Raw genomic sequence first — 16,043 nt, 5'->3', positions numbered from 1 at the left:
AAGATGATACTCCCCTCATAAGAGGGGAGTTGGAAGAACAATTACCAGCGGTAGTTAGCGTTTAGCATCACAGAGCGAGACTGACCGAAGTAACAGTAGTAATCGCAGCCAGAGATAAACTCTTTGTCCAGAATGTTGTTCACATTAAGCTGTGCCTGCCATTGTGAAGAAATGTCATAAGTCACAGATGCGTCCCAAAGTGTCACAGATGGAACCGTTAGATCCGAGCTCGCCGGGTTGTCTTTAGATTCACCCACGTAACGAACACCTGTTCCAACGTTCAGGCCAGGAATTAGGCGGTATGCGCTGTAATCTACCCACGCAGACGCCTGATGTTTAGGAATAAGCCCTGCTTGTTGCGTGCCCTTGCCATAAGTCTCGTCAGTTTCTGCTTTAGTGTAGGTGTAGCTAGCCAGTAATTTAACGTCGTCAGTTAACTGAGCAGTACCTTCAACTTCGACACCAGTTGATGTCACTTCACCAGTCTGAGTTGCCACCCAAGTTGATGGGTTAGTTACCAGTGCATTTTTCTGCGTGATATCGAACCATGCGATGTTAACAAAGCCATCCATAAAGCTTGGTTCATATTTCACACCCACTTCAACTTGCTCACCCTCAAGTGGTTTGTAGAGCTTACCGGTTGCTGTGTCGATGGTGCTGATCACTTCAAACGATTGAGAGTAGTTGGCGTATGGAGAAAGACCGTTGTCCGCAAGGTACATTAGGCCTGCGCTCAGAGACAGTTCGCCATCATCGCGAGACTCATTCTGATCGACGCTTGCTCCTTTACCACTGTTTTCTGTTTTCACCCAATCGTAACGGGCGCCAACATTACCAATCCATTGTTCGTGGAATTTAAGTTGGTATTGCGAGTACACACTGGCCTGATACTTGTCGATCTCGCGCTTGATGTTGTCCGCGGAGTCCAGTGGTGTGTAGTTTCCGTAGCTTGGATTAAATGGGTTTACGGTACCAAATGAATAGTTGTCTTGTTCGTCACCCTTCGTGTTGTGATATTGCAGATCAACACCGACTAAAACTGTATGCTCGGCATTGTCCGTCATCCAGTTACCAACCGCATTGTTGTCGAAGGTGAAACTTTGGTTTTTGCCGTCACGGAATACAATTCCACGATAGTAAAGCGAGTCGTCGTTTAAATCCCAGCCTGGAGATGGCATGCTGTAAACGCTACGCAGAAAGAGCTCGTTAGAACCGTAGTTTGCGTTCTGTGAGAATGTCCAAGTGTCGTTTATATCGTGTTCAAGCAAGTAACCAAGTGAGATTTGAGTACGTTCATACTTGTCGTAATCTGGCTCACCTAAGTTAGTTGATGGATCGATCTTGCCGTATTCCGAGTCGACGAGCGTACCTGCAGCTGGGAAGAATGGGTTAGTTGGCACACCATCATCTTTTAGATAGGTCGCCATCAGGGTCAGCATGGTACGATCTGAAACATCGATTTCCAGGCTCGGAGCGATGTAGAAACGTTCATTTTCTGTATCGTCCAATTCACCATCCTGACTGGTCATCAAGCCAACCAAGCGGTAACGCATCGTACCTGAATCATTAGCTTCGTCAGCAATGTCAAAGCCTATTGACTGATGATTGTTGTTGCCGACTTCAACCTTTACTTCACCTTGTGGTGTGAACGTTGGCTTTTTCTGAACGGCGTTTACTACGCCACCTGGTGCCGATTCACCGAATAGTATGGCTGATGGGCCTTTTACGACTTCAACGCTTTCCAAACCGTATGGTTCAACGAGCCAGGTGTAGTAGCCGTCACGGAACAAACGGTTGCCATTCAAGTAAGTTGCGGCATCGAAGCCACGTACTTTAAACCAATCTGTGTCGTTATCAGCGCCATACGGCTGAGACGTGACACCAGATGTATAACGCAACGCTTCATCTAGCTTTTGTGGTGCGCGGACGCGCAATTCATCTTCAGAGATAATGGAAACGCTGCGTGGTGTTTCTTTGGCTGGCGTTTCGACTTTAAGTGCTTGTGCGGTGACTGTGATGGTTTCCATCTCAGTTGAATCATCTTGTGCGTGAGCCATAAACGAAACCACTGCAGCGGGCGCGATAGCACAAACCAACGCTTTACGAACAGCGATGGTGAGAGAGTTATGATTTGTCATTAATACATTCCCGACAATTATTTTAAACAAAAAGCTTAATTGTAATTATTATCATTTAAACTATTGTTTACGTATTTTACTGACTTTTGCATCAAAAGATAGTAAAACGTCTGCAAATTTGATCGATCTAACCAAAGTAGTTGTTATGTTTAATTGGTTTGAAAAACTAACCCAACCGTTTCCCCTGCATGAAACCGAAAAGCCACCCAAGACCTTGTTTGGCTTTTGTCGTTTCTATACGCGTGGATTTGAAGTGCCGCTTATTATCATGGCGGTGTTCAGTGCGCTGATTGCGATCACTGAAGTCACCCTGTTGCGCTACATGGGTGAGCTAGTCGATATATTGTCTAACCAGGATCGTGCTACTTTCTGGCAAGATCAGGGCGATCAGATGTTGATGATGCTTTTTCTGGTTGTCGTCGTCATGCCGGCATTAGGCTTTGTACATTCGATGGTGATGCACCAAACACTGCTGGGTAACTACCCAATGTCGATTCGCTGGCTGATTCACCGTTATTTACTTAAGCAAGCAGTTGGATTCTTCCAGCGAGATTTTGCAGGCCGTGTTGCAACAAAAGTGATGCAAAGTGCGTTGGCAGTTCGAGAAACGGTGATGAAGCTGCTGGATGTACTGGTCTACATCAGCGTTTATTTTGTGTCGATGATATGGATGATGGGTGAGGCAGACGGTTTGCTCATGCTACCTATCGTTATCTGGCTTGCATTGTATGTACTGATCCAGCTCTACTTCATTCCGAAAATGAAGCGCGTGGCGACTGAGCAGGCGGATGCACGCTCTGTGATGACAGGACGTATTGTCGATTCTTACACCAACATCTCTACGGTCAAGTTGTTTGCCCATTCTCAGCGCGAACTTGAGTATGCAGAAAGCAGCATGAAGCAGTTCTTGGTTACGGTATACCGTCAGATGCGAATGGTGACTTGCTTGCTGTTTAGTGTCGATGCGATCAACTACTTACTGCTGTTGTCTATTGGCGTGATTTCCGTTTATTTGTGGCTGGATGCGGCAGTAACGATTGGTGCGATTGCTATCGGTATCAGCATTGCGCTGCGTGTACAGGGCATGTCGAAATGGATCATGTGGGAAGTCAGTACACTGTTTGAAAATATTGGTACCGTTGTAGATGGTATCAGCACTATTTCGAACGACGTTGAAGTGAAAGACGTACCGAATGCAAAGCCGTTGCAAATTCGACAAGGTGAAATCTGCTTCGATCACGTTGGTTTCAACTACAGCGAAGAAAAAGCCGTATTTGACAATCTGAACATGACGATTAAACCGGGCGAAAAAGTCGGCATTGTTGGGCGTTCTGGTGCGGGTAAGTCAACACTGGTTAACTTACTATTGCGTTTTTACGATGTGAATTCCGGTAAAATCTGCATTGATGGACAGGACATCTCACAGGTAGAGCAAGAGTCTTTGCGTCAACACATTGGAATGATCACTCAGGATACCTCTTTGCTGCACCGCTCAATCAAAGAAAACATTCTATATGGTGATCCAGCAGCCTCTATGGAATCCGTTATAGCTGCGGCTGAGAAGGCACATGCGCACGAATTTATTCAGACTCTGAAAGATGAGCAAGGTAATGTTGGCTACGATGTTGAAGTTGGTGAGCGTGGTGTAAAACTGTCTGGCGGCCAGCGTCAACGTGTCGCTATTGCGCGTGTACTTCTTAAAAATGCGCCGATTCTCATTATGGATGAAGCAACGTCTGCGCTGGATTCTGAAGTGGAGTCTGCGATTCAAGAAAACCTTGAAGTATTGATGGAAGGGAAGACGGTGATTGCTATTGCTCACCGCTTATCGACGATCGCTGCGATGGACCGTTTAATCGTGATGGATGATGGTCAGGTTATCGAACAAGGCTCGCATCAGGAACTATTAAAACTTAACGGGGTTTATGCTCAGTTGTGGAAACACCAGACCGGTGGCTTTCTGACAGAGTAATATTGGTTGATCTGGAATCACATCAATCTCGGGTTAAAAGGGGAAGCGCAGGCTTCCCTTTTTTATTCCAACAAACATGCAGTCGCACACTATATATCCCGCTGAGGTGGAGCAATTTATGATTCATCTCTATTTTTTATTATTTATAAATTGTCGTTTGACGATGGTTGTCCACAATGGCGGTTATCCACGTGCAACAGAAGATTGCCGGGAATAACAATAATTACAATGCTGCCATACTGGAAGAAACATGAAAATCAAACCCCTCCCACCTTTAAACAGCCTAGTGGCGTTTGAAGCGTCGGCTCGACATTTGAGCTTTACGCTCGCAGCTGAAGAGCTCAATGTGACTCAAGGCGCAATCAGCCGACAAATTAGACAATTAGAAGAGTATTTAGGTAAAGCGATGTTCACCCGTGCCAATCGCAGCATCAACCTAACGCCGACAGGTCTGCAATATTATCAATCGATCAGTCAGTCTTTACTCGATATCGCGCAAATCACCGGAGAAGTGAAAAAGTGGCAAGGGGAGCAGAAAATTACCGTCGCTACGACTAATGCAATGGCTGCTCTGTGGCTATTGCCAAAAGTGGCGGAGTTTCAAAATGAGCATGATGATATCGATATACGAATTCTGGCGTCTGATAACGTACTGGATTTAAGACGCCTAGATTGCGATATCGCACTGTTTTACTGCAAAACACCACCCGCCGAAATGGAAGTGACGACACTTTTCTCGGAAGAAGTTTTTCCGGTTTGCAGCCCACTGTATTTAGAAAAGATTGGTCAACCGACTGAGGCTGAAGAGGTTTTTAATAAAACGCTTCTTTATCTCGAAGAGTCGCAAAGGGATTGGGTCAATTGGGAAGAGTGGTTTGCAGGCGTAAATTTACCGAATATTGTGCCTCGTAATCGAATGAACATTAATAACTACCCTATGTTGTTGCAAGCAGCCATTAATGGTCAGGGTATTGCCTTAGCTTGGGGCTCATTAGTTGATGACTATTTGCAAAGCGGTGCGTTGGTAAGGCCTGTCGAGCATGTTCTGGCAACACCATCGAATTTCTGTATGTTGGAGCCTAAAGACAGAGGCTTAATCCCAGCGAGTGTGAAACGCTTTCGCGGTTGGTTGTTGCAGCAATTACCGGATGAAGTCGGTGATCGCGGATTAGCCGAAACAGTCGAATCGTCCAATTCTTAGAGACAAAAAGTAGTAGATATAAAAAGTGGGAGCGTAACTCCCACTTTTTATTTTCAGCTCTAAACCACCTACTTGAGTAGGTGGTTATCATTAAACCGACTTTGCTACGTTAACGCTGGTTTCTGATCAAGCGTTGGATTTTTAGCAGCCGTTGAATCAGCGGTTATGGTTTGCTGAATCGCTGTCTTACTTTCTACAAGTGGCTCTACTGGGCCATCAAGCTTGGTCTCTTCCGGGTGGACGTGTTCTGGCAACATCGCCCATGGTTTCGGTTCACGTCGAATACTATGAAATAGCGTCAAACTCATTACCGCAATAAATATTGCAATTGGAAAGCCTGCAATGATTGACGCAGTTTGCATTGCTTTCAGTCCGCCTGCGTACAGCAGTACACCAGCTATCGCGGCGATCATTATTCCCCAAAGTACACGAATGGATTTGGGAGGTTCACTGTCACCTGCCGCATCTAAGGTACAAAGAACCAAAGTTCCTGAGTCAGCGGAGGTAATGAAATAGGTACCCAGCAGCAAACACGCTAATACACTCAGTATTTTGCCAAACAGACCGGTATCTAGGTTATCGAACAACGTAAATAATGCGCGAGTGGTATCCGCTTTCGTTGCTTCGAGAATGACTCCGCCCGTAAATGCGTCTGGTGGCGTTTGGCCAGTTTCTTGAGCTGCAACCACTTGAGTTTCATACACTACGCGAGCATCTTGCTCAACTTTCAGTGCGGCACCACCGAAAACTGAGATCCATAAGAAAGTGATTAGTGTTGGTACGATTAAAGCGCCACCTATCAGTTCACGGATCGTTCTCCCTTTAGAAATTCGCGCGATGAACATGCCAACAAATGGCGCCCAAGTCATCCACCATGGCCAGTAGTATGCTGTCCACCAGTTTTGCCAACCTGAGTCATTTTGGGCGTCACTCCATAAGCTCATGCCAACAATATTTTGCACGTAAAGACCGGTGCTCTCTAAAAGTGTGTTCAGAATGTAGCGTGTTGGACCAATGTAAAGCACAACAAGTACCAGCAGCAAAGAGAGCAACATATTCCATTCAGAAAGGCGACGAATTCCTTTACCGACGCCAGACAGAACCGAGGCTACCGCACAGGTACATAAAGAAACGATAATGATCAGCTGTGTGCCTAACCCGATATCTAAACCAAATGTTTGATTTAGCCCTGAGTTGATTTGAATCACGCCCATACCAAGTGTCTGGGAGATACCAAAGGCCGTGACTGCGACAGTAAGAATATCGACAGTATGGCCGATTGGACCATAAATACGGTTGCCAATAAGGGGATACAGAATAGATCGTAAGGTAAACGGCAGATCTTTACGGTAAGAAAAGTAGGCCAGAGCAAGCGCAACAATAATAAAAACTGACCAAGGGTGTAGTCCCCAATGGAAGAAAGTCAGTTTCATCGATGTCGTGGCAGCCTCATTGGTTAAACCCTGCGTGAAAGGGTTGTCCGCGTAGTGCCACATTGGCTCAGCGACTGACCAGAAGATCAAACCAATCCCCATACCGCCAGAAAACAGCATAGATACCCATGACAGGTAACTGAACTCGGGCTTTTCGTCGTCCTTACCTAATCGAATATGCCCATAGCGGCTAATCATCAAATAGAGCAGAAAACCGACGACTAAAGAAACGAGTCCGATATAAAACCATTTCATATTCTGCAACAGAATACCGGAAATAGATTCGAAATATTGACCCGCTTGGTTAGCTAGAATGGCGCAGAAAAGTACAAAACCGATGACGATGATCTTAGATGCGATCGTCACAGTCGGATTGAGTCCTTTTAGTATCCCTGTTGTTGCTCTCATAGGCGTCCCTCACAGTGTTTTTTGTATGCAGCGTTATCGTTTGTTGTTTTATTGTTAATTTTTCTGGGAGATTAGAGAGAGCTATGCGTTGTTTCAACTGATTAATACTCATCAATTAATGATTTTTAGTCATGCCATTAATATTTGTGCAATTTTTAAAGATGCATTCTTGTCCCAGATCAATGCATGAATGATAAAAACTCATCCATACCCTCCAAAAAAGTCGTTTGTTTGTTGCTGGTTTGTTAATCAGAATCAGCTCCATTGACACAACACGATGTTGTCCGCAATGGATGCAACTCGACTTTCGGAGATAAGAATATGAGCAATGTCAACCAAACCCTAATTCCTGTTGAACTCGTCGATAAGGTTCTTAACCCAATCAGTGAAGCGACTGGGATGCCAAACGATGCCTACATAAATGAAGACTACTTTACGTTTGAACGTGATCAGGTATTTGGTAACACATGGGTGTGTATTGGTTTTGCCTCTGACCTTCTTAAAGACGGTTACGTGATGCCGATAGACTTTATGAACCTACCGCTGCTAATGATGAGAAATCGTCAGGGTGAAGTTCAGGTCTTTCATAATGTGTGTAGTCACCGTGGCATGAAGCTGGTACATGAGGCAGGTGAAGTGCAGGGCATGATTCGTTGTCCTTACCACTCATGGACTTACGATCTAGACGGTAACCTGAAAGGTACGCCGCATATTGGTGGTATCGCACAGCACAAAGATGACCGCTTCAAGTGCGAAAAGCACGGGTTGAAGCCACTGCGTTCAGCAATTTGGATGGACATGGTGTTCGTAAACCTTTCAGGTGATGCGCCAAGTTTTGAAGAACATATCGCACCGCTAGAGGAGCGTTGGAAACCATTTTTAGGCGAAGACGGTATGGGCCTTTTGCGCCGTGTGAACATGGGCGGCAATCTAGAGATCGAAGTAAACAGTAACTGGAAGCTGGCAGTAGAAAACTACTGTGAAGCTTACCATTTGCCTTGGGTTCACCCGAGCTTGAACAGCTACTCGCGCCTGGAAGATCACTACAACATCATGTTTGAAGAGCGATTTGCAGGCCAAGGCAGTCTTGCTTACAACCTGTCGGATACTGCTGGTACGCATTTGCCTAAGTTCCCTAGCTGGCCAGAAGACAAACTTCGCCATGCAGAATACGTTGCACTATTCCCGAACGTGTTGTTAGGCATTCAGGCTGATCACGCGTTTGCGATGATGATTGAACCAATTAGCGCTGGTAAGAGCATTGAGCATCTGCGTGTTTTCTATGTCGGTGATGAAGCAACCAAAGACGAATTTGCAGCTTGCCGTACTGCCACGGTTGAATCTTGGCGTGTGGTATTCGGCGAGGACATCGGTGCTGTTGAAGGTATGCAGCAAGGTCGTCATTCACCAGGGTTTGGTGGCGGTGTGTTTTCTCCAGAAATGGATGTCCCAACTCACTTCTTCCAAACATGGTTAGCAAAACAAGTTAAGTCGGCAATGGAGCAGTAGTATGACTCATTACCTAAATTACATTGATGGTGAGTGGTGTGACTCAGAGCAAACCCTCACGGTTATCAACCCAGGTACAGCGGAACCGTACGCGACGATAGCTGAAGCTAATATTGCTGACGCTGATCGTGCGATGGCAGCAGCTCGTCGAGTTGTGAATCAAGGGCTCCTTTCGGATGTTCGTCCAGCAGTAAGAACTGAGTGGATGCTAAAAGCGGCGGCGGCTATTCGTGAAATGGTCGATGAAGGCGGGTTAGTGGCATGTCGTGAAAATGGCAAATCACTACAAGATGCGAAAGATGAATTCATCGAATCGGCACGTTACTTCGAATACTACGCAGGCATGGCGGACAAACTAGAAGGCACTTCAATCCCACTGGGGAAAGATTATGTCGACTTCACTCAATATGTGCCGTTTGGCGTAAGTGTACAGATAGTTCCTTGGAATTTTCCGGTATCCATTTGTGCGCGTTCGCTCGCGCCCGCTTTAGCTGCCGGTAACGCAGTAGTGATTAAATCGCCAGAGATTTCACCACTGGCAATGACCTTACTGATAAAAGCCATCGAAAAAGCCGGTTTTCCGAAAGGCACCATCAACTTGCTTTGTGGTAAAGGCTCTGTGATTGGTAGTCACTTAGTGCAGCACCAGGAGGTCGACCAAATCGTCTTTACTGGTTCGGTTCCAACTGGCCAGCGAATTCTAAAAGATTCGGCGCACAGAGCAACGCCATCGGTAATGGAACTGGGTGGTAAATCTGCGGCTATCGCGCTGAAAGATGTCAATCTGGACTTACTACTGAAAAGCGTTCAGGTCGGTATCTACTTTAATGCCGGTCAGGTTTGTTCGGCTATGTCTCGATTGCTGGTTCACAAAGACCGCTATGAAGAAGTGAAAGCCGCAGTGGTATCAATGGCTGAAGGACTTTCAATTGGTCAAGGCGAAAGCCAGCCTGATATCACACCGTTGGTTTCTGCTGATCAGCAAGTACGAGTGCTGGAAATGATCGAGCAAGCACGAGCAGATGGCGCGAACATCCTTACAGGTGGTTATGCACCAGATTTGTCTGGCTACTTTGTCGCGCCGACAGTCATTGAAGCCACACCAGACATGCGTATTGCGCAGGAAGAAGTGTTTGGTCCTGTACTGGTGGTCATGCCATTTGAAACCGAGCAAGAAGCTGTGGCAATGGCCAATGGTACAGAGTTTGGCTTAGTTGCTGGCGTATTTGGTGAGAGCATGAATCAAACCTTGCGCGTTGCTCAACAGCTACGTGGCGGACAAGTGTTCATTAACGAGTGGTTTGCTGGTGGCATAGAAACCCCATTTGGCGGTGTTGGGCTGTCCGGTTTTGGACGAGAAAAAGGGCAAGAAGCGATTTATAGCTATGTCCATACGCGCAACATCGCTATTCGTTTGCAGCAATAGAGCGACGCTTAGCCGACGTGTAACTGATTTCTTCGCCTCACACCTTCTTGGATTTCAGACCACAAGATGGTGTGAGTGCGATGAAACTTTCACTTTTCTATGAGTAAGTAGTGAACAGGCAAGGGAAATTGGAACAAGGTAGTTGGAGAAAAAGTGATGAAAAAGTGGCTCTGTATTATTTGTGGCTTAATTTACGATGAAGCCCAAGGTTGGCCTGCTGATGGGATTGCACCAGGAACGGCATGGGAAGATGTGCCGGATGATTGGTTATGCCCAGATTGCTTGGTTGGAAAGGCTGATTTCGAAATGATTGAAATCACGGGTGATGTGATTGACGAAGAGGCTGTTGCGCCTGTTTTATCGGGTACGGGTTCAACGCCATTGGATCAACCACTTCCTCCTGCAGTGAGCCAGCCAGTCTTTTCGACGGATCCTATTGTCATTATTGGCAGTGGACATAGTGGTTATCAGTTGGCTTCGGCGCTTCGAGCCCAGTCTGCCAATGTTCCAATTACCGTCTTTACCTGTGATGACGGTGCTCTGTACAGTAAACCAGCGCTTTCGAATGCTCTGGCAATGGGCAAAAACGGTGATGCATTGCAAACGGAAAGTGCATTGGAGTGGGAGCATCGTTTAAATATTCGAGTTTACCCACATACCCGTGTCGAGCATATTGATCGCGCTAACTCAACATTACACACATCGATTGGTCAGTACCGTTATAGCCGCCTGGTGCTAGCGACGGGAGCATCACCTATTGAAATTCCTATTGAAGGTGACCGTTCGTACATGGTTAGCGTCAATGATCTGGTCGATTACCGTCGTTTTAGATCTCAACTTCAAGGCAAAAAGCGCATCGCTATTCTGGGTGATGGCTTAATTGGCTGTGAGTTTGCTAACGACCTGATTGAAAGTGGTGTTGAAGTCAGTGTCATTGGTTTAGGGCAGTGGCCAATGGAGCGCATGATCCCACAGCAGTTGGGCGAATCACTACAAAATGCCCTAAGTGAACGTGGCGTACAGTGGTTACTGCAAGACAGCATTGCGAAAATTGAGCCAATGGCTGACACCAGCGCGGAACTCCACCTGACGAGCGGGAAAAAGATCACCGCGGACTTGGTCCTTAGTGCTGTGGGGCTTAAACCTAATGTTTCTCTGGCTGAGCAAGCAGGGCTGGAAATTGGCCGCGGCATTAAAGTAAACCAATTTGCCCAGACAAGTGATGAAAACATTTACTCGTTAGGGGACTGTGTTGAAACCGAACAAGGCTGGCAGCCATATATTGCGCCTATCAACCAAATGATTCCGTCTCTGGCGAAGAGCCTATTGGGTGAAATGACGCCTATTACGTTAACGCCAACACCAGTGATTGTGAAAACACCGATTCTTCCGTTGACCATCTTCCCTGTCTCACCTAATGCACAAGGACAGTGGCACATAGAAAAGCAGGGTGAGGAATTAACAGCAGCGTGTTACTCGGTGGAAGGTTCAATGATTGGATTTGCGCTACTAGGCCGAAAAGTCCAGTCTCTGCGCTCGCCTTGGCTCGAACAATTATCACTAAAACAATCTGCGGCGTAACGGAGGCCGATAATGATTCATTTACCAAACGATGATGCAACATGTGGCTGGTATCACGCGCTACCAAAAACGCCAGCAAAACCTTCGTTGCAAGGGAATATAAATGCAGATTACGTGGTATTGGGCGCTGGGTTTGCGGGTCTTGCGATGGCGAGACGTTTAGCTGAGCATGAACCTGATGCACGAATTCTCTTGATTGATGCGCAGCGCATAGGTCAGGGAGCCTCCGGGAGAAATTCTGGATTTGTGATCGACTTACCGCATAAGTTTTCTTTAGAGCATCCGGACCCAGCTCACAAGCAGAAGTTACTGGCGTTAAACCGTTCTGCGATCGGTCAATTAGATTGTTTGATCAGCAAATACAATATCGATTGCCAGTGGTCAGCAAAAGGTAAATATCAGGGCGCGGTTGGAGAAAGGGGCGAGGCTTATCTCGATCACTTTGAGCACTTGATGAAAGACTTGGGCGAACCATATTTCCACGTAGATCGAGCAGAACTTGCAAAAGTGCTCGGTACAAATTATTACAGCCGAGCCATTTACACTCCAGGTGGCTATTTAATGCAGCCAGCAGCACTAGTTCACGGCTTGGGTGAGAGCTTGCCTGATAACGTAGAAGTGCTAGAAAACTCTCCTATTCGCCGCTTGAGTAAAGAGAATGACAATTGGGTGTTGCATGGCGATAAAGGCTCAGTTCGCACACCAGAATTGTTACTAGGAACCAGCATTTTTACTCGAGAGTTTGGCTACCTGAAAAATCGACTGCTTCCGGTGATGACGTTCGCGAGTTGGACTCGTCCTCTGACGGACGCCGAAATGCAGCGTTATGGTGGTGAACTGAACTGGGGGCTGACTCCGGCTGACCATGCGGGGACGACGCTTCGTATGACAGCGGATCGCCGAATACTGATTCGTAATACTTACAAACACGTACCTAAGTATGGCTCAAGTGTGAGTGACAAAATGAGGCAGAGTATTCAAGAAGATCATCGTCAAGTGTTCTTGGCCCGTTACCCAGAACTTGCCGATGTACCTTTTACTCACACGTGGGGCGGTGTTTATGCCATCTCCCGAAATTTCACCAATTTCTTTGGTCAACTCGACAAAGGGGTGTATGCCAGTGCTTGTGACAATGGCGTTGGGGCCGCATGGGGAACAGTTTCCGGCACTTTACTTGCGGATTATGCAGTAGGGGCGACCTCCAAACTTCTTGATGACATTCAACAAGTAACCGGTATGCCTAGCCTGAATCCGCCAGAGCCGTTTTTGGGTATGGGAGTGAGGAGTCGTATTCAATTAGCTAAGTGGCAAAGCCGGAGTGAATTATGAAGCAAGTAAAACTCGTAGATAGCAAAACACTCGACTTCAACGTGCGCGGTGATACTCCTGGCATGGCTTATGTAGCAAGAGCGCTCAGCCCTGAGATTTCACCAAATATTGGTGTTGGATTTGCAAAGTGGGAAGGCGCAGAAGTTGCGTGGACAGTACTTTATGATGAAGTGGTTTTCGTCATAGAAGGGTGTTTTGAACTGACCGCAAATGGAGAAACCCATTTTGTTCGCCCCGGACAAATGCTTTGGATTCCTGAAGGTACCGAGTTAGTTTATGGCGGACACGCGTTATTTGGTTATGTTGTACACCCGGGAAACTGGAAGGAACTGCACGGTATCGAATAACACGAGCAGAGGTTTTTAGGCATGACTTTTCATGTTCTTAGACTGCTAAACTGAGAACTAACATTGAGTTTTGATTAAAACGGGAAGCCTGAGCTTCCCTTAAATCTTTACATCACGCTAGGGCACAAGATTTTATTTGAATTCAAACTTGCCTTGCATGACTGCCCAGTGGCCAGGGAATGAACAGAAGAAAGAGTAGTCACCGCCCGCGGTCATTTTTTCTGTGCTGAAGGTGATACTTGTACTTTCGCCGCCACCAACGACCTCGGTGTGAGCATAGACACGCTCGTCATCAGGCTTCACGTAGTTATTATCCGCACCTGCGTTCATACCATCGGTGCCGACGGCTTGAATGTTCGCTGTATCTGCAATAACAACGTTGTGACCCATTGACTGTGCTGGCATTTTACCAGTGTGGTTCAGAGTCAACGTTACTTCGCTACACGTTGCCGGAACACTCAGAGTTTTGCTAGAAAACTGCATCATATCGTTAGCATCCAGAGATACTTCACACTCGGCACTGGCTTGTGCGCCAAAGCTTACTCCAACAAGTGCAAAGGTTGCTGCTAATAAACGTAAAGACATATAACACTCTCCATTTTATATTTTTGGCTGACTGGTTTCATATGAACCAATAGTTCTCATTATCAACGAGTTAATAGCGTAAAACTGTGCTGTGAGCGGTACGTTGACACTTTGTTGCAAACTTATACTCATTCATCTCTATGATTGATCACATGACGCATTGCGAGTGGAAACTGCACAAAATAAGAGACAGATAAAAAATAGCAGGCGATTTGGTATTAAGCGAAAAATGAAAAAAGCTCAACCATTAGGCTGAGCTTATTGTGAAGAGCAGGTGTGTTATCGAGTTTGTTTCAATTCTTTCAGCACATCGTGTAGCGAAGGGACGATAGAATGACCGAATTGGCGTACTTCGTCACATGGCTCTACCAAATCTGGGATCTGATAAGTCGACATATTAGCGGCGACAGCGGCACGCACACCATTGTTTGAATCTTCAAACGCCAGGCACTTAGTCGGTTCAACATTCAGTCTGTTGGCAGCAAGTAAGTAGATTTCCGGGTCAGGTTTACCATTGCTTACTTCACAGCCTGTCGTCAGGTTGTCGATATATTTGCTCAATCCTGCCAGTTCAAGTTTGATCTTAGCGACATCCTTAGCTGTCGATGTCGCAACGGCGATAGGTAAACTCTGCTCTTTCAGCCATTCTAGCAGTTCTACGACGCCCTCCTTTACAGGAATCGCCTGGTGCTTGACTACAGCGTTGTAACGGGTTCGCCATTCTTGATGCAGGCGGTCCAGATCATTTCCATAAGCTTTGCGGAAAATGGCTTCAATACCTGCGGCATTACGCCCAATGATTGACAGGTATACTTCCTTGTAAAAAGGAAGTTGTTGTACTTCGCAGGCTTCTTGGAACACGCGCATACAGACACGCTCAGTATCAAGAAGCAAACCGTCCATATCAAAAATAGCAGCGTGATAATTCATTACTTTGCCGGTTTGTTGAGTGATGGGGTATTCTGACATAAGTCACACTTTATTTCTCGCGAATTTAAACTGGTCGCGTGTTTACAGCATTGATTCTGTCCTTCAATCATGCAGTTTCCTTTGTGAAAATCAGAGATAAATTACGAGTAAAAAGCAGAATTCTTTAGTAGCATGTTACAAAAGATTTAAATTCAGTTGATTAGGGAAGCAGGCAATGGAAAAACAACGTGTAGCATTTATTGGTTTGGGTGTAATGGGCTACCCAATGGCAGGCTATTTAAGTAAAGCTGGCTACGAAACCAAAGTATACAACCGCACAAAAGCAAAAGCTGACCAGTGGGCAGAAGAATACAACGGTGTTGCCTGTGAAACACCTGCACAAGCGGCAGAAGGATGTGACATCGTATTTACTTGCGTAGGCAATGATGATGACGTTCGTAGTGTTGTTTATGGCGAAGAAGGGCTTCTGGTTGGTCTTAAGCCGGGCGCGGTATTAGTCGATCACACCACGACTTCCGCAGATTTGGCTGTTGAACTGGCGGACGCTTGCACTAAGGTTGGTAATCATTTTATCGATGCCCCAGTTTCTGGTGGTCAGGCGGGTGCTGAAAATGGTGTCCTAACCATTATGTGTGGTGGTGACTCGAATGTCTTTGAACAGGTTGCGCCTGCGATGGACGTCTACGCAAAACAAATTACGTTGCTGGGTGAGAATGGCCAGGGGCAACGATGCAAAATGGTCAATCAAATTTGTATTGCCGGCGTACTGCAAGGCTTGAGTGAAGCACTGCTACTGGCTCAAAAATCTGGTTTAGATATTGAACAAGTTGTCGAAACACTGAAACATGGTGCTGCTGGGTCATGGCAAATGGAAAACCGTGCCAAGACCATGGCGCAAGATAAATTCGACTTTGGCTTTGCGATTGACTGGATGCGCAAAGATCTTGGGTTCTGCCTTAAAGAAGCTGAGCGTGTTGGTTTGCAGCTTCCGTTAACCCAAATGGTTGATCAACAATACGCTGACCTACAGCTTGACGGTCTTGGGCGTATGGATACCTCGGTACTTATCAAAGCCGTGGCTAAGAATCAGTAATAGATAAACAACTCTTGAGTATCGAAGAGCTTAAAGAAGTCGAAGCTAATCATACTTATCTCCTTACGAATTAGAGGTGCGTAATGCGCCT

Annotated in this window: 12 protein-coding genes and 1 pseudogene; 9 read left to right on the top strand and 4 right to left on the bottom strand. The window is 46.2% G+C overall.

From position 1 onward, the window contains the following. Window positions 1–41: 41 nt before the first annotated feature. A complete protein-coding gene (locus tag VEJY3_RS23305; protein ID WP_014234892.1) occupies window positions 42–2,138 on the bottom strand; it encodes a TonB-dependent siderophore receptor in 2,097 nt (698 codons plus the stop codon). Between the two features lie 145 nt (window positions 2,139–2,283). On the opposite strand from VEJY3_RS23305, the gene VEJY3_RS23300 reads away from it, so the two are divergent. Together VEJY3_RS23300 and VEJY3_RS23295 are read left to right on the top strand one after the other, a co-directional pair. After that, complete coding sequence (locus VEJY3_RS23300; protein WP_014234891.1) at window positions 2,284–4,110, top strand: ABC transporter ATP-binding protein; 1,827 nt, start codon at window positions 2,284–2,286, stop codon at window positions 4,108–4,110. 250 nt (window positions 4,111–4,360) lie between these two features. Further along, window positions 4,361–5,311, top strand: a complete 951-nt coding sequence (locus tag VEJY3_RS23295) for a LysR substrate-binding domain-containing protein (protein ID WP_014234890.1) — start codon at window positions 4,361–4,363, stop codon at window positions 5,309–5,311. A gap of 104 nt (window positions 5,312–5,415) precedes the next feature. On the opposite strand, the gene VEJY3_RS23290 is transcribed toward VEJY3_RS23295, so the two are convergent. After that, the gene (locus VEJY3_RS23290) at window positions 5,416–7,152 is read right to left on the bottom strand and encodes a BCCT family transporter (protein ID WP_041170440.1); all 1,737 of its coding nucleotides are present in this window, start codon (window positions 7,150–7,152) and stop codon (window positions 5,416–5,418) included. Between the two features lie 321 nt (window positions 7,153–7,473). Between VEJY3_RS23290 and VEJY3_RS23285 the strand changes: the two genes are divergently transcribed. From VEJY3_RS23285 to VEJY3_RS23265, 6 genes and pseudogenes are all read left to right on the top strand, one after another. Then, window positions 7,474–8,661: an aromatic ring-hydroxylating dioxygenase subunit alpha gene (locus VEJY3_RS23285; RefSeq protein WP_014234888.1), complete on the top strand. Its 1,188-nt coding sequence runs from the start codon at window positions 7,474–7,476 to the stop codon at window positions 8,659–8,661. 1 nt (window position 8,662) lies between these two features. Beyond that, window positions 8,663–10,087, top strand: a complete 1,425-nt coding sequence (locus VEJY3_RS23280) for an aldehyde dehydrogenase family protein (protein WP_014234887.1) — start codon at window positions 8,663–8,665, stop codon at window positions 10,085–10,087. A gap of 156 nt (window positions 10,088–10,243) precedes the next feature. Further along, window positions 10,244–10,405, top strand: a pseudogene (locus VEJY3_RS26055) (rubredoxin); the annotation flags it as partial. Next, window positions 10,394–11,668: an NAD(P)/FAD-dependent oxidoreductase gene (locus tag VEJY3_RS23275; protein WP_237708206.1), complete on the top strand. Its 1,275-nt coding sequence runs from the start codon at window positions 10,394–10,396 to the stop codon at window positions 11,666–11,668. The pseudogene VEJY3_RS26055 and the gene VEJY3_RS23275, both read left to right, overlap by 12 nt. Window positions 11,669–11,680: 12 nt before the next feature. Next, window positions 11,681–12,997 carry an FAD-binding oxidoreductase gene (locus VEJY3_RS23270; protein ID WP_014234885.1) on the top strand — a complete coding sequence of 439 codons (1,317 nt, stop codon included), beginning with the start codon at window positions 11,681–11,683 and terminating at the stop codon, window positions 12,995–12,997. Continuing rightward, the gene (locus tag VEJY3_RS23265; protein WP_014234884.1) at window positions 12,994–13,344 is read left to right on the top strand and encodes a cupin domain-containing protein; all 351 of its coding nucleotides are present in this window, start codon (window positions 12,994–12,996) and stop codon (window positions 13,342–13,344) included. Before VEJY3_RS23270 ends, VEJY3_RS23265 begins: the two co-directional genes overlap by 4 nt. 132 nt (window positions 13,345–13,476) lie before the next feature. Here the strand turns inward: VEJY3_RS23265 and azu are convergent, their stop codons facing one another. Then, entirely contained in the window at window positions 13,477–13,929 is a 453-nt protein-coding gene (gene azu, locus VEJY3_RS23260; RefSeq protein ID WP_014234883.1) for an azurin, read from the bottom strand. A 279-nt stretch (window positions 13,930–14,208) separates the two neighbouring features. Beyond that, a complete protein-coding gene (locus VEJY3_RS23255) occupies window positions 14,209–14,859 on the bottom strand; it encodes an HAD family phosphatase (protein WP_014234882.1) in 651 nt (216 codons plus the stop codon). A gap of 214 nt (window positions 14,860–15,073) precedes the next feature. On the opposite strand from VEJY3_RS23255, the gene VEJY3_RS23250 reads away from it, so the two are divergent. After that, window positions 15,074–15,952, top strand: a complete 879-nt coding sequence (locus VEJY3_RS23250) for an NAD(P)-dependent oxidoreductase (protein WP_014234881.1) — start codon at window positions 15,074–15,076, stop codon at window positions 15,950–15,952. Window positions 15,953–16,043: the final 91 nt, after the last annotated feature.

It is taken from the genome of Vibrio sp. EJY3 (assembly GCF_000241385.1).
Taxonomy (GTDB): Bacteria; Pseudomonadota; Gammaproteobacteria; order Enterobacterales; family Vibrionaceae; genus Vibrio; species Vibrio natriegens.
Note: the sequence above shows the minus strand (reverse complement) of the source record. Positions and strands in the feature narration are given on the sequence as shown.

Excerpts from the sequence above, each read along its gene's own strand:
- VEJY3_RS23280 (WP_014234887.1), top strand. The coding sequence starts at position 8,663 with ATGACTCATTACCTAAATTACATTGATGGTGAGTGGTGTGACTCAGAG.
- VEJY3_RS23265 (WP_014234884.1), top strand. The coding sequence starts at position 12,994 with ATGAAGCAAGTAAAACTCGTAGATAGCAAAACACTCGACTTCAACGTG.
- VEJY3_RS23285 (WP_014234888.1), top strand. The coding sequence starts at position 7,474 with ATGAGCAATGTCAACCAAACCCTAATTCCTGTTGAACTCGTCGATAAG.
- VEJY3_RS23270 (WP_014234885.1), top strand. The coding sequence starts at position 11,681 with ATGATTCATTTACCAAACGATGATGCAACATGTGGCTGGTATCACGCG.
- VEJY3_RS23295 (WP_014234890.1), top strand. The coding sequence starts at position 4,361 with ATGAAAATCAAACCCCTCCCACCTTTAAACAGCCTAGTGGCGTTTGAA.
- VEJY3_RS23305 (WP_014234892.1), bottom strand. The coding sequence starts at position 2,138 with ATGACAAATCATAACTCTCTCACCATCGCTGTTCGTAAAGCGTTGGTT.
- VEJY3_RS23275 (WP_237708206.1), top strand. The coding sequence starts at position 10,394 with ATGATTGAAATCACGGGTGATGTGATTGACGAAGAGGCTGTTGCGCCT.
- azu (WP_014234883.1), bottom strand. The coding sequence starts at position 13,929 with ATGTCTTTACGTTTATTAGCAGCAACCTTTGCACTTGTTGGAGTAAGC.
- VEJY3_RS23300 (WP_014234891.1), top strand. The coding sequence starts at position 2,284 with ATGTTTAATTGGTTTGAAAAACTAACCCAACCGTTTCCCCTGCATGAA.
- VEJY3_RS23250 (WP_014234881.1), top strand. The coding sequence starts at position 15,074 with ATGGAAAAACAACGTGTAGCATTTATTGGTTTGGGTGTAATGGGCTAC.
- VEJY3_RS23290 (WP_041170440.1), bottom strand. The coding sequence starts at position 7,152 with ATGAGAGCAACAACAGGGATACTAAAAGGACTCAATCCGACTGTGACG.
- VEJY3_RS23255 (WP_014234882.1), bottom strand. The coding sequence starts at position 14,859 with ATGAATTATCACGCTGCTATTTTTGATATGGACGGTTTGCTTCTTGAT.